Origin of the sequence: Kitasatospora sp. MAA19, from assembly GCF_029894125.1 — a bacterium.
In the GTDB taxonomy this organism is placed as follows: Bacteria; Actinomycetota; Actinomycetes; order Streptomycetales; family Streptomycetaceae; genus Kitasatospora.
In genome coordinates this window covers 78,450-90,952 of the sequence record NZ_JARXYZ010000031.1, presented here as the reverse complement: position 1 = coordinate 90,952, position 12,503 = coordinate 78,450, and the positions used below count along the sequence as shown (strand labels likewise).

Here is a 12,503-nt window from a genome sequence, read left to right as displayed (position 1 = left end):
ACCACCGTCGTGCGGTGGGGGCGAATCGATTCGCCCCCACCGCACGACGGTGGTGAGCCCGCGGGCCGGTCCGGTTCCGAGCGGACCGGCCCGCGGGCGGCTCGTGGGAGCGCCGGGCTACTCCCCCAGCTCGGCGCGCGCGTCGATGAAGGCCGCCACGGCGCGCTCGACGTCCTCGGTGGAGTGCGCGGCCGACAGCTGCACCCGGATCCGGGCCTGGCCGTGCGGGACCACCGGGTAGGAGAACCCGATCACATACACGCCGCGCTCCAGCAGCAGTTCGGCGAGCCGCCCGGCCTTGGCCGCGTCGCCGATCATCACCGGGGCGATCGGGTGGTCGCCCGGCAGGATCTCGAAGCCGGCCTCGGTCATCTTGGTGCGGAACAGCGCCGTGTTGGCCGCCAGCCGCTCGCGCAGCTCGTTGGAGCTCTCGACCAGGTCGAGCACCTTCAGCGAGGCCGCCGCGATCACCGGGGCGAGCGAGTTGGAGAACAGGTACGGGCGGGAGCGCTGGCGCAGCAGGGCGACGATCTCCCGGCGGGCGGCGACGTAGCCGCCGGAGGCGCCGCCGAGCGCCTTGCCGAGGGTGCCGGTGATGATGTCCACGCGGTCCATCACGCCGTGCAGTTCGGGGGTGCCGCGGCCGCCGGCACCGACGAAGCCGACGGCGTGCGAGTCGTCGACCATGACCATGGCGTCGTAGCGGTCGGCCAGGTCGCAGATCTCGCGCAGCGGGGCGACGTAGCCGTCCATCGAGAACACGCCGTCGGTGACGATCAGGCGGCGGCGGGCGTCCTGGGTCTCCTTGAGCTGCTGCTCCAGGTCGGCCAGGTCGCGGTTGGCGTAGCGGTGGCGGCGGGCCTTGCTGAGCCGGATGCCGTCGATGATGCTCGCGTGGTTGAGCGCGTCGGAGATGACGGCGTCGCGGTCGTCGAGCAGGGTCTCGAAGACGCCGCCGTTGGCGTCGAAGCAGGAGGAGTACAGGATGGTGTCCTCCTGCCCCAGGAAGGCCGAGAGGCGGTCCTCCAGCTCCTTGTGGACGTCCTGGGTGCCGCAGATGAAGCGCACCGAGGCCATGCCGTAGCCCCAGCGGTCCAGCGCGTCCTTGGCTGCGGCGAGCACCTCGGGGTGGTCGGCCAGGCCGAGGTAGTTGTTGGCGCAGAAGTTCAGCACCTCGCCGGGGCGGCCGCCGCCGGTGACGGTGACCTCGGCGCTCTGCGGGCTGCCGATGATCCGCTCGGGCTTGAAGAGGCCTGCCTCGCGGATCTCGTCGAGGGTGGTGGCGATGTCGGCGCGCACGTTGTCGAACACTGCGGACTCCTAATCGGATCGTCTGGTCGGATCGTCTTCGATCGGCGAGGGGCTCAGGGCTTGGCCCTAGGCGGACCAGTCGAGGATGATCTTGCCGCAGCGGCCGCTGGCGGCGTCTTCGAAGGCGGCCTCGAAGTCGGTGGCGGCGTACCGGCCGGTGATCACCGGGCTGAGGTCCAGGCCGCCCTCCAGCAGCACGGACATCGCGTACCAGGTCTCGAACATCTCGCGGCCGTAGATGCCCTTGATGGTGATCATCGAGGTGACGATCGAGGCCCAGTCGACCGGGAACTGCTCGGCGGGCAGGCCGAGCATCGCGATCTTCCCGCCGTGGGTCATGTTGGCGATCATCGACTGCAGCGCCTCGGGGCGGCCGGACATCTCCAGACCGACGTCGAAACCCTCGCGCAGGCCGAGCTTGCGCTGACCCTCCGCGATGGTGTGCTCGGAGACGTTCAGCGCCAGCGTGACACCGACCTCACGGGCCAGGTCGAGGCGGTACGGGGAGACGTCGGTGATCATCACGCTGCGGGCGCCGGCGTGCTTGGCGACGGCGGCGGCCATGATGCCGATCGGGCCGGCGCCGGTGATCAGCACGTCCTCGCCGACCAGCGGGAAGGACAGCGCGGTGTGCACGGCGTTGCCGAACGGGTCGAAGATCGCGGCCACGTCCAGGTCGACCGGCACCCGGTGCACCCAGACGTTGGACGCGGGCAGGGCCACGTACTCGGCGAAGGCGCCGTTCCGGCCGACGCCGAGGCCGACCGTGTTGCGGCACAGGTGGCGGCGGCCGGCCTGACAGTTGCGGCACTTGCCGCAGACCAGGTGGCCCTCGCCGCTGACCAGGTCGCCGACCGCGATGTCCACGACGCCGGCACCGGTCTCGGCGACCTCGCCGACGAACTCGTGGCCGAGCACCAGCGGGGTGGTGATGGTCTGCTGGGCCCAGCCGTCCCAGTTGCGGATGTGCAGGTCGGTGCCGCAGATGCCGGTGCGCAGCACCTTGATCAGCACCTCGCCGGGGCCGATCTCGGGCTTCGGGACGTCCACCAGCCAGAGCCCGGGCTCGGCCTTCTGCTTGACGAGTGCCTTCACGGCGTCGGCTCCTGACGTGCGAGTGGGGCGGCCTTCGGGGGTGGGCAGGCCGAGTGGCCCCGGTGTGGCCGTTTCCTGGCGGACGCGTTCCGGGCACGCAGAAATCTGCCTGGTGGGGGCGGGTGCGGTCCATCGAGGAATTCTTAAGGGCGGCCACAGCTGGGCTAAACGATCGTGCCCGAGCCGGAGCCGAGGGCGGGTGCGGCGTGCCGGTGCTCACCCGTTCGGCCGAGCGCGGGACGCCTTCGGCGACACCAACCTCCGGACGAGCGGCGGTCCTTGACAGCGCGGGAGGCTCGCTCGACCCCGCGGGAGGCGTTCCTCGACTCCGCGGGGGCGTTCCTCGACCCGCGCGGGAGGCGGCGGGCGCCAGCCGGGTTGCGGCACTCGGCTGACCGGTGGGTCCGTTCGGGTCAGCCCCGTGGTGACCGGCGCGCGGGCGCGCACCGGCGGTGCTTACGGTGGCGGCGCTCCCCCGCGGCCCCGTGGAGCGCCGCTCCGGGTCCGCCCGCCCCAGAGAGGCGCCTCGACCTATGACCAAGACCCGACGGCCACGTCCGGCCGCGTCCCGCTCCGCCGCTTCCCGCTCCGCCGTTCTGCCCCGCTCCGCCCGGCGGGCGACCGCCGCCGCCCTGGCCCTGACCGGCCTGCTCGCGGCGGCGGCCTGCTCCGGCGATCCGCAGTCGGCCCGGCAGGTCGGCGACCCGGCGGTCACCGCCGAACCGGTCGCGATCAGCCCGTCCGCGCCGGGTTTCGGCGCGGGCTCCGCGTCCGCCTCGGCGTCCGCCTCCGGTTCCAACTCCGGCTCCGCGAGCGGTTCGGCGAGCGGTTCGGCAAGCGGCTCCGCGAGCGGTTCGTCCGGCGTGGTGCTGCCGCTGACCTCCGACGTCACCGACCGGCTGGACGCCGCGATCAAGCAGGTGATGAGCGAGGCCTCCGTGCCCGGCGTGATCGTCGGGCTCACCACCCCCGACGGCAGCTACCAGCGGGCCTTCGGCCAGGCCGACAAGGTCGCCGGCACCCCGATGTCCGCCGACATGAACATGCGGATCGGCAGCGAGACCAAGACCTTCACGGCGACCGCCGTGCTGCGGCTGGTCGACCAGGGCAAGGTGGGCCTGGACGACCCGATATCCAAGTACGTGGGCGGCGTGCCCGGCGGCGACGGCATCACCGTCCGCCAGCTCGGCGAGATGCGCAGCGGCCTGTTCCCGTACAGCTCCGACCCGGACTTCGTGAACGCGCTGATCACCGACCCGAACCAGGTGTTCACGCCGGACCAGCTGCTCGCCTACGGGTACAAGCACCCGGCGAGCTTCCCGCCGGGCAGCAAGTTCGAGTACAGCAACAGCAACTACATCCTGCTCGGCAAGCTCATCGAGAAGGTCGGCGGGCAGCCCGCGGACCAGTTCCTCAAGCAGCAGGTGTTCACCCCCGCCACCCTGACCGGGACCGTCTTCCCGGTCGACGCGACCTTCCCCGACCCGCACGCCCGCGGCTACACCGACCAGACGCCCACCGGCGCGACCACGGACGCCACCGACTGGAACCCGTCCTGGGCCTGGACGGCCGGGGCAGCCATCTCCAACCTCGCCGACCTGCAGCGTTGGGCGAAGTCCCTGGCCACCGGCACGCTGCTGAACCCGGCCACCCAGGCCGAGCGGCTGAAGACCCTGCCGACCGGCGAATCCGGCGCCGGGTACGGCTTCGGGCTGTTCGACAACAACGGCTGGATCGGGCACAACGGCTCGCTGCCCGGGTACGAGACCGTGACGGTGCACCTGCCGCAGTCGCAGGCGACGCTGGTCGTGCTGCTCAACACCGATGTGTCGTACCAGGGTTCGGAGCCCTCCTCGCTCTTCGCGCAGGCGATCACGCAGATCGTCTCGCCGAACAACGTCTACTCGATCCCGCCGATGGCCACCGGTTCGCCGTCGGCTTCGACATCGCCCTCGGCATCGGTCTCGCCGTCGTCGCCGTCGGCCTCGCAGTCCGCCGCCCCGACCACCTCGCCGACCGTCTCCGGCACCGCGTCCAACTCGCCCGCCTCCGTGCCCGCTTGACCGTCTGGAGCCCGACCCGGTGCGCCGGGCCGGGCTCCAGGCGTTTCGTCACGCGCGGCTCATGCGCGGTTCCGTCACGCGCGGTTCCGTCAACCGCCCCCGCCCAGCACGCGCGCCAGATCGTAGGAGACCGGCTCCTCAAGCTGCGCGTAGGTACAGCTCTCCGGCGTACGGTCCGGCCGCCAGCGGCGGAACTGCGCGGTGTGCCGGAAGCGGGTGCCCTCCATGTGGTCGTAGGCGACCTCGACCACCCGCTCGGGCCGCAGCGCGACCCAGGAGAGGTCCTTGCCGCCGGTCCACCGGCTGACCGCGCCCGGCAGCCGCCCCGCGGCGTGCGCGGCCTCGTCCGCCCAGCCGCCCCAGGGGTGGCGGGAGAGGTCGGTCAGCCGCAACGGGGCCAGCTCCTCGGCCAGTTCGCGGCGGCGGGCCATCGAGAACGCGGCGCACACGCCGACGTGCTGGAGCCGGCCCTCGGTGTCGTTGATGCCGAGCAGCAGCGAGCCGACCACCGGGCCGCTCTTGTGCTCGCGGTAGCCGGCCACCACGCAGTCGGCGGTGCGCTCGTGCTTGATCTTGAACATGGTCCGCTCCCCCGGCCGGTACGGCTGCTCCAGCGGCTTGGCCACCACCCCGTCCAGCCCGGCGCCCTCGTACTCGGCGAACCAGGTCCGCGCCAGGTCGCGGTCGGTGGAGGCGGGGGCGGTGAACACCGGGTCGCGGGCCCCTGCCAGCGCCGCCTCCAGGGCGGGGCGGCGAATCGACAACGGCTCGTCCAGCAGCGCGACGTCACCGAGGGCGAGCAGGTCGAAGGCGATGAACGAGGCGGGCGTCCGCTCCGCCAGCAGCCGCACCCGGCTCGCCGCCGGGTGGATCCGCTCCAGCAGCTCCTCGAACCGCAGCCGGCCGTCCCGGGCGATCACCACCTCGCCGTCCAGCACGCAGCGCGGCGGCAGCTCCCGTCTCAGCGCCGCGACCAGTTCGGGGAAGTACCTGGTCAGCGGCTTGCCGGTGCGGCTGCCGAGTTCCACCTCGTCGCCGTCACGGAACACGATCGTGCGGAAGCCGTCCCACTTGGCCTCGTACTGCATCCCCGGCGGGATCTTGGCCACCGACTTGGCGAGCATCGGGGCCACCGGCGGCATCACGGGCAGGTCCATGGCTCCGATCCTCGCGCCAAGCTCCTCGGGGCGCGCGCCGGGCGTGGCGCCCTTAGCGTGAGAGCCATGGGCTCAGCCGTGGAACTGGATGTCGCCGGGCGCAGCGTCCGGCTGTCGAACCCGGACAAGGTGTACTACCCCGAGCGCGGCTTCACCAAGCTGGACGTCGCGCAGTACTACCTGGCCGTCGCCGACGGCGTGCTGCGCGGACTGCGCGACCGGCCGACCACGCTGCAGCGCTTCCCGGACGGCGTGGACGGCGAGTTCTTCTACCAGAAGCGCGCCCCCAAGGGCCTGCCGGACTGGCTGCCCACCGCCCGGATCAGCTTCCCCAGCGGCCGCTCCGCCGACGAGATCTGTCCCACCGAGCCGGCCGCCGTGCTGTGGGCCGCCAACCTCGGTTGCCTCACCTTCCACCCCTGGCCGGTCCGCCGCGCCGACACCGAGCACGTCGACGAGCTGCGCATCGACCTCGACCCGCAGCCCGGCACCGACTTCCACGACGCCGTCCGCGCCGCCCACGAACTGCGCGCCCTGCTGGCCGAGTACGGGCTGCGCGGCTGGCCCAAGTCCTCCGGCGGGCGCGGCCTGCACGTGTACGTCCCACTGGTGCCCGAGTGGACCTTCACCGACGGCCGGCACGCGGTGATCGCCCTCGGCCGGGTGCTGGAGCAGCGGATGCCCGGGCAGGTCACCACCGCCTGGTGGAAGGAGGAGCGCGGCGAGCGGATCTTCGTCGACTACAACCAGATGGCGCGCGACCGCACCATCGCCTCCGCCTACTCGCTGCGTGCCCGCCCGCGCGCCACCGCCTCCACGCCGCTGCGCTGGGAGGAGCTCGACGACGCCTCCCCGGAGGACTTCGACCTGCGCACCGTCCCCGCCCGATTCTCCGAACTCGGCGACCTGAACGCCGAGATGGACGGGCAGGCGTTCCGGCTCGACGCCCTGCTGGAGCTGTACGACAAGCAGTTGCACGACGAGGGCCTCGGCGAACTCCCGTACCCGCCCGACCACCCCAAGGCGGCCGGCGAGCCGACCAGGGTGCAGCCGAGCCGGGCCCGGAAGAAGTGATCAACCAAGAGCTCGCGCACATAGGCGGGGTGGCGGTACCCGGCAGCAGTACAGGCACAGGTCTTGGCGATCACGGAGTTACGACGCTCTGTGATCACCGGGGGGATCTGTGCCTGTACTGCCGTCATGGCTGACCGAACCGCTCTGGAGCCAGTTCGCCTTTCTGCTGCCCGAGCGATCGCTACGCGCCGAGCCATTCGCCGGGCTGCCACCGCCCGCGCATCAGCGACCGGGTCGTCTTCGACAAGATGCTTCAGCTTTTGCGGTTCGGCTGCTCCTACCAGGCGATCGCCGACACGACGTGCTCGGCCACCACGATCCGCAACCGTCACGACTCCCCGCTGCTCGCCCCGACCTTGGACCGCCTGGACGATCTGGGACCGCCGCCCGACGACATCACCGTGCATCTGGACGCCGGCTACGACTCGGACAGGACCCGCGCCCTGCTCGACGAACGCGGCCTGCACGGCCGCGTCGCGCACCAGGGCGAGAAGGCGCCAGTCCAGGCAGGCCGAAGGTGGCACGTCGAACGGACCCACGCCTGGCAGAACGCCTTCCACCATCTCTCCCGCTGCTACGAACGCCGAGCCACTGTCATCCACGCCTTCCTCGACCTCGCCGACACCGTCATCACCTTGCGCAGCCTGATCCGTCGCGCGTGGACGACCCACCGCTGGGACGAACGCCCGACCCGCCGCCCATGAGCACGCGCTTACCTCTGGCTAGGACGACGATGCCGGACCATCGCCCGTCTCCGTGTCCTCGCCGGCGTGAAGCCCGACGGGCCCGCCGACGACCCCGCCGGGCGTGCCGACTGCGACGGCCACCGACGCGCCGGGCGGGGGGATCAGGCGGCCGAGACCGCGTCCGAGTCCGCGACGCGGGGACAGTGCGGAGGGGCTCCGCTTCGCGTGGCGGGTCGGACGGGCCACCGGCGGATACGGTCGGCTCAGCGCCGCCAGGGCGGCTCTCCGCTCGGACCACTCGACGGCCTCCCGCTCGGCGAGGCGCTCCAGGGCGTCCGCCGGGATCGGCGCGTCGCCCAGCTGGGCCATGAAGCCGGTGCGCCAGTGCGGGTCGAGGCGCTTGCTCAGCACGGCGGGAGCGGCCGTGCGCGCGGGAGCGCTGACGGCCAGGGCGATCGCGCGTGCGGCCGCGCTCCGGACGTGCCAGGCCCGCCGGTCGTCGTAGCTGAGCAGGTCGCGGGCGGTGTCGTCGGACTGCGATTCGTTCCCCGCGCGGGCCTCGGCTGCGAGAGTGCGCAGGACCATGCCCAGCTCGTTCTCGTCGGTCACCTCCAGGACTTCACCGGCCGCCGCGCCGTCCAGCGCCCGGATGATCTCCGGGTAGCCGTCGAGGCCGGTCTCGGCCGCCAGCAGGCGGGCCTGCTCCACCACGGCGGCGCGCAGCCGACGTTGCGGGGTGAAGGCGAGCGCGCACGCGATGACGGGGTTGTCGCGGCTGTCGAACGGGCTGTGGACCAGGTGGCGGCCGGTGGGGACGAGGTCGTCGGGCACCGGAAGGACGCGGGCGCTGGGCAGTGGCCCGTCGAGCAGCGAGTGGTCCATCGCGATGCCCAGCTCCGAGGAGAGCACGTCCAGGACGGCTCGGACGTCCTCGTCCGGGTACCGGGCGGTGTTCAGCGGCACCAGGCCCGCGTCTCGTAGCGCGGGGCGCAGCAGGTCCGGTTGGCTGCCGCCTTGCTGCTCGGGGTCCAGCGTGTCGTACGAGGTCGTTAATTCGCCGTCGTCGTAGACGGCCAGGCGCACCGAGGTGTTGTACGTGACGCTCACCGCGCGGGTGCCCGCCGACAGACGGCGCAACACCTCGGCCCGCTCGCCCTCGCTGCTGCCGGACTCGAAGCCGAAGGCCCATCCTCCCGCCAGGCCGGTGCGCACCACAGGTAGGTAACCGCAGGTCCAGGCCCGTGACGTGTCGTCAGCCTCCTGCTGGGTGCGCGGGGCCTCGGTGTCGTCCTGGGCGCCGTAGCGACGCAGCAGGTCGGTGCGGTCGACCTCCCGGACGAACGTGAGGCAGAAGCGCGCGTGGTCCCCGACCCAGCCCGCCGCGGGTACCGGTGAGTGGCGGTGACAGCTCGGTGCGGGGCTCGCGGGCTGCTCAGCGGCGGCCGCCAGGGCCAGCAGGGAGCGCGGCTCGGGAAGCCGGGCCTGGACGAGATCCCAGGAGAGCCGGCCGCCGAACGCGACAGGTGTCCAGCCGTCCAGCGGGCGGCCGGTCTCCAGCGCCTCGGCCTGCTCGGCGAGCAGCTGCCCGAGTGACTCCCAGGTGCCGAAGGACGTGCCCTCGCCGTGGGAGAGCTGGCCCACCCGGCCGAAGTCCGGGCCGGGCCGGCAGTCGAGGACCAGCAGGTAGGTGCCGGTCCAGTTCCCGATGGGCAGGAACTGACGGTGCCAGTACGAGCCTTCCAAGAGATCGATGTCGTCGTCGAGCTGTTCGTTGACCTCGGCGAGAGCCTGGTTCATCCTCAGCAGATCCTCGGTCATCTGCTTGACCGAGTGGAACTCGTAGCGGCCGCCCAGGCGGAAGACGGCCGGGCCTTCGGCCGCACCGTCGTGGTACCGCAGGAGGAGGGCGACCAGGTCCGGAGGGAACCTCAGGCCCAGGGTCCGCTCGGCGGCCTTGATGACCGTCAGCTCGGCCCGCGGAAGCAGTGAGGCCAGGGTCTGGGCCGCGTGTTCGGCGAGCCAGGACTCGATGCGCTTCCAAGATTCCTCCACGAGGGCACGGGACATCAGGTCGGTTCCGTTCCTTGAATGCTGGTCACGTGCGGTGAGAATCGCACGTGGCACCGACAGAGCGCTGGACACCCGCCGAGTGGGCGGCAGCGCGAGGGCGCGGAACCGGGCGCTCCCGAGGCCGTCAGCCCGCAGTGGCTCCACCCGCTGGTCCAGGACGTGCCCCGGTAGGCACCGCCCCACATGACGCAGGCGGCCGGAGCGGCCGGCTTCACGAGCCTGGCGTAGTAGGTGCAGGTGCCCGGATCGAGTACCACCGTCGTGCCTGTCTGCGCGGCCTCTAAGCTGGCACCCTTCGACCGAGGACCGACGACGGAGGGGTGCGGATGGGCGTGCGGGGGCTGGCGGAGATCCTGGCGGATGCGGCGGGCGGGGTGTTCCCGCCCTCGGACGGCTCGGTGACGGTCGTACCGCAGCCGTCGCCGCGCGAGGCCGGGGTGCTGTCCTTCTCCGCCCACGCGGTCGTCTTCACCGACGAGGACCCGGACTGGGTGCACCGGACGCTCGCCGCCGTCCCCAGCGACCCGCTCGCCGCGCCGCTGTGCCCGCCCTTCCTCACCGCCTTCGCCGAGCGCACCGGGCGCGTCGTCAACAACATCGACCTGCTGACCGTCGCCCACCGGCTGCCCGGCGAGCCGCCGCTGCCGCTGACCCGGGTCGACGACCGGGAGCACCCCCGGGTCGTCCGGGCGCTGCGCTACCGCGAGGACGTCCGGGTGTTCACCGCCGACGGCGGCGTCCTGGTGCTCGGCCGGGGCGTGGCCGGCCGCCGGGAGTGCGCGATCGAGGTCGACCCGCAGGCCCGCGGGCGCGGCCTCGGCCGGGCCCTGGCCACCGCCGCCCGGCACCTGCTGCCCGAGGGCGAGGCGATCTGGGCCCAGCAGGCGCCCGGCAACGCCACCAGCGTCCGCGCCTTCCAGGCCGCCGGCTACAAGCCGGTCGGCGCGGAGACGCTGCTCGTCCTCGGCCGCCCATGACCCACTCGCCCGGCGGCGCGACGCGGGACGGGGTTGCCCTGCGAACCGGCCGGGCTCACAGGCCCGTCATGGCCAACACGAACCAGACGACGCCGCCGAGCGCCACCAGGGTGACCAGCAGGACGCCCCCGATCACGGCGGACATCATCAGCGCCTGACCGGCCCGCCACTCTCTCAGGCCGGCGCCGATCAGCAGCACCCCCACCACGCCCGGCACCAGGGTCAGCGCCAGCAGCGTCAGCGTCCGGGCCACCTCGGCGTCCGACACCAGGTGGCACTCGTCCCCCTCGCACGCCGCCCGGACGTCCTCCCCCACCGGCGCGCCCGCCCAGATCCGGGCGTGCTCGTCCGCCGGGCCGCCGGTGTCCGGGTGGAACACGCCCCGGCAGTCCGAGGGGGGCGGGCCGTCCTCGTACTGGGAGATCAGACACCGCTCCGCCCGGAACGTCCCGGGCACCCCCACCAGCCCCGCCGCCTGCCCGAACTGCCGTACCGGCCCGCCCGCCAGCCACCCGGCCAGCCACACCGGCAGCACCCCGGCCACGACCGGTCCCCACCGCCGCACCGCCACCTCCATCGACCCACCCCCGCTGGTGTGACGCCCTCGGCGGCCGGGTGGTTGCACGGGCGGCCGCGGCGGACCGGAGGCCGATCAGCGGCTTCAGCGGGCCCGGGCACCCGCCGGGGCCAGTTCGGCGATGATCCGGACCGCCTCCGCGATCTGATCATCCGTCAGGTCCCCGCGAGCGGTCAGCCGCAGCCGGGACACCCCGTCCGGGACGGAGGGCGGGCGGAAGCACCCGACGGCGAGCCCGGCCCGGAGGCAGTCGGCGGCCCAGCCGACGGCGGCCTCCGGGCCGGGGGCGCGCACGGACACCACGGCCGCGTCCGGCTCGCAGGCCTGCAGCCCGGCGGCGGTGAGCCGGGCCGCGAGGCTGCGGGCCACCTCGCGGGCGCGGTCGGCGCGGTGCGGCTCGGCGCGCAGCAGGCGCAGCGCGGCGAGGGCCGCGCCGACGGCGGCCGGGGCGAGGCCGGTGTCGAAGATGAAGGTGCGGGCGGTCTCGGTGAGGTGGCGGATCACCCGGCGCGGCCCGAGTACGGCGCCGCCCTGCGAGCCGAGCGACTTGGAGAGCGTGACGGTGGCGACGGTGTCCGGCTGCCCGGCGAGCCCGGCCGCCGCGAGGGCCCCGGCGCCGCCGGGCCCGAGGACGCCCAGCCCGTGCGCGTCGTCGACCAGCAGCGCGGCGCCGTGCGCCCGGGCGGCGGCGGAGAGGGCGGGCAGCGGGGCGGCGTCGCCGTCCACCGAGAACACCGAGTCGGTGACCACCAGCGCCCGCGGCTGCTCCCGCCGCCCCAACACCTCCCGGACGGCCTGCGGGTCGCTGTGCGGGGCCCGGTGGACGTCCGCGCGGGCGAGCCGGCAGCCGTCGATCAGCGAGGCGTGGTTGTAGGCGTCCGACACGATCAGCGTGTCCGGATCGGTGAGCGCGGTCAGCGCGGCCAGGTTGGCGGTGTACCCGGAGGAGAACACCAGCGCCGCCTCCACCCCGCAGAACGCGGCGAGCTCCTCCTCCAGCTCGGTGTGCAGCGCGGTCGTCCCGGTCACCAGCCGCGACCCGGTCGAACCCCCGCCCCACCGCACCGCCGCCTCCGCCGCCGCACCGGTCACCACCGGATGCCTGGTCAGCCCCAGATAGTCGTTCCCGGCCAGGTCGAGCACCGGATCCCCCGCCTGCCGACTGCGCAACCTCCGCGTCAGGCCCGCGTCGGCCCGCAGCGCGGCGGCCTCGTCGAGCCAGTCGAAGACGGCCGCCGGGGCGAGATCGGTGGTGTGCGTTCCGGACGCAAGCGGTTGGACCATGCCCGGCACTCTGGCACGCCCCGCAGCCCCGATCAATGTGCCCCTCGGCACAACTTCGACGGCCGATCCTTGTTCGAGTTCACTTGCATTTCATCTGAATTCCATTTGAAATATGCCCGAACTCCTCGCATTCCCACCGGCCGTAACATTTCCGCAAACAGGACTCGGCCGGAACGCCCGATCCCGATAGGCTTCCGAACGATCTTTAC

Annotated in this window: 9 protein-coding genes and 1 pseudogene; 4 read left to right on the top strand and 6 right to left on the bottom strand. The window is 73.1% G+C overall.

Going from position 1 to position 12,503, the window contains the following annotated elements:
* Positions 1 to 117 precede the first annotated feature (117 nt).
* Together P3T27_RS32730 and tdh are read right to left on the bottom strand one after the other, a co-directional pair.
* On the bottom strand, positions 118 to 1,311 hold the full coding sequence (locus P3T27_RS32730) for a glycine C-acetyltransferase (protein WP_280684890.1): 1,194 nt from the start codon (positions 1,309 to 1,311) through the stop codon (positions 118 to 120).
* Between the two features lie 66 nt (positions 1,312 to 1,377).
* The gene (tdh, locus tag P3T27_RS32725; RefSeq protein WP_280684889.1) at positions 1,378 to 2,406 is read right to left on the bottom strand and encodes an L-threonine 3-dehydrogenase; all 1,029 of its coding nucleotides are present in this window, start codon (positions 2,404 to 2,406) and stop codon (positions 1,378 to 1,380) included.
* Between the two features lie 533 nt (positions 2,407 to 2,939).
* Between tdh and P3T27_RS32720 the strand changes: the two genes are divergently transcribed.
* Entirely contained in the window at positions 2,940 to 4,469 is a 1,530-nt protein-coding gene (locus P3T27_RS32720) for a serine hydrolase domain-containing protein (RefSeq protein WP_280684888.1), read from the top strand.
* 89 nt (positions 4,470 to 4,558) lie between these two features.
* Here P3T27_RS32720 and P3T27_RS32715 read toward each other — a convergent pair whose 3' ends face one another.
* Complete coding sequence (locus P3T27_RS32715) at positions 4,559 to 5,626, bottom strand: ATP-dependent DNA ligase (protein ID WP_280684887.1); 1,068 nt, start codon at positions 5,624 to 5,626, stop codon at positions 4,559 to 4,561.
* A gap of 66 nt (positions 5,627 to 5,692) precedes the next feature.
* Here P3T27_RS32715 and ligD point away from each other — a divergent pair, with 66 nt between their 5' ends.
* Together ligD and P3T27_RS32705 are read left to right on the top strand one after the other, a co-directional pair.
* Complete coding sequence (gene ligD, locus P3T27_RS32710) at positions 5,693 to 6,700, top strand: non-homologous end-joining DNA ligase (protein WP_280684886.1); 1,008 nt, start codon at positions 5,693 to 5,695, stop codon at positions 6,698 to 6,700.
* A gap of 109 nt (positions 6,701 to 6,809) precedes the next feature.
* Positions 6,810 to 7,404: pseudogene (locus tag P3T27_RS32705) on the top strand (transposase).
* Between the two features lie 18 nt (positions 7,405 to 7,422).
* On the opposite strand, the gene P3T27_RS32700 reads toward P3T27_RS32705, so the two are convergent.
* On the bottom strand, positions 7,423 to 9,453 hold the full coding sequence (locus P3T27_RS32700) for a DUF6461 domain-containing protein (protein ID WP_280684885.1): 2,031 nt from the start codon (positions 9,451 to 9,453) through the stop codon (positions 7,423 to 7,425).
* Positions 9,454 to 9,782: 329 nt separating this feature from the next.
* On the opposite strand from P3T27_RS32700, the gene P3T27_RS32695 reads away from it, so the two are divergent.
* Positions 9,783 to 10,433, top strand: a complete 651-nt coding sequence (locus P3T27_RS32695) for a GNAT family N-acetyltransferase (RefSeq protein WP_280684884.1) — start codon at positions 9,783 to 9,785, stop codon at positions 10,431 to 10,433.
* A 55-nt stretch (positions 10,434 to 10,488) separates the two neighbouring features.
* Here P3T27_RS32695 and P3T27_RS32690 read toward each other — a convergent pair whose 3' ends face one another.
* On the bottom strand, positions 10,489 to 11,010 hold the full coding sequence (locus tag P3T27_RS32690) for a hypothetical protein (protein WP_280684883.1): 522 nt from the start codon (positions 11,008 to 11,010) through the stop codon (positions 10,489 to 10,491).
* Between the two features lie 84 nt (positions 11,011 to 11,094).
* Complete coding sequence (locus P3T27_RS32685; protein WP_280684882.1) at positions 11,095 to 12,294, bottom strand: 8-amino-7-oxononanoate synthase; 1,200 nt, start codon at positions 12,292 to 12,294, stop codon at positions 11,095 to 11,097.
* Between the last annotated feature and the right edge of the window lie 209 nt (positions 12,295 to 12,503).

What these genes read in the sequence shown, in the direction of transcription:
- P3T27_RS32720 (WP_280684888.1), top strand. Translation starts at nt 2,940, where the DNA reads ATGACCAAGACCCGACGGCCACGTCCGGCCGCGTCCCGCTCCGCCGCT.
- P3T27_RS32715 (WP_280684887.1), bottom strand. Translation starts at nt 5,626, where the DNA reads ATGGACCTGCCCGTGATGCCGCCGGTGGCCCCGATGCTCGCCAAGTCG.
- ligD (WP_280684886.1), top strand. Translation starts at nt 5,693, where the DNA reads ATGGGCTCAGCCGTGGAACTGGATGTCGCCGGGCGCAGCGTCCGGCTG.
- P3T27_RS32700 (WP_280684885.1), bottom strand. Translation starts at nt 9,453, where the DNA reads ATGTCCCGTGCCCTCGTGGAGGAATCTTGGAAGCGCATCGAGTCCTGG.
- P3T27_RS32695 (WP_280684884.1), top strand. Translation starts at nt 9,783, where the DNA reads ATGGGCGTGCGGGGGCTGGCGGAGATCCTGGCGGATGCGGCGGGCGGG.
- P3T27_RS32690 (WP_280684883.1), bottom strand. Translation starts at nt 11,010, where the DNA reads ATGGAGGTGGCGGTGCGGCGGTGGGGACCGGTCGTGGCCGGGGTGCTG.
- P3T27_RS32685 (WP_280684882.1), bottom strand. Translation starts at nt 12,294, where the DNA reads ATGGTCCAACCGCTTGCGTCCGGAACGCACACCACCGATCTCGCCCCG.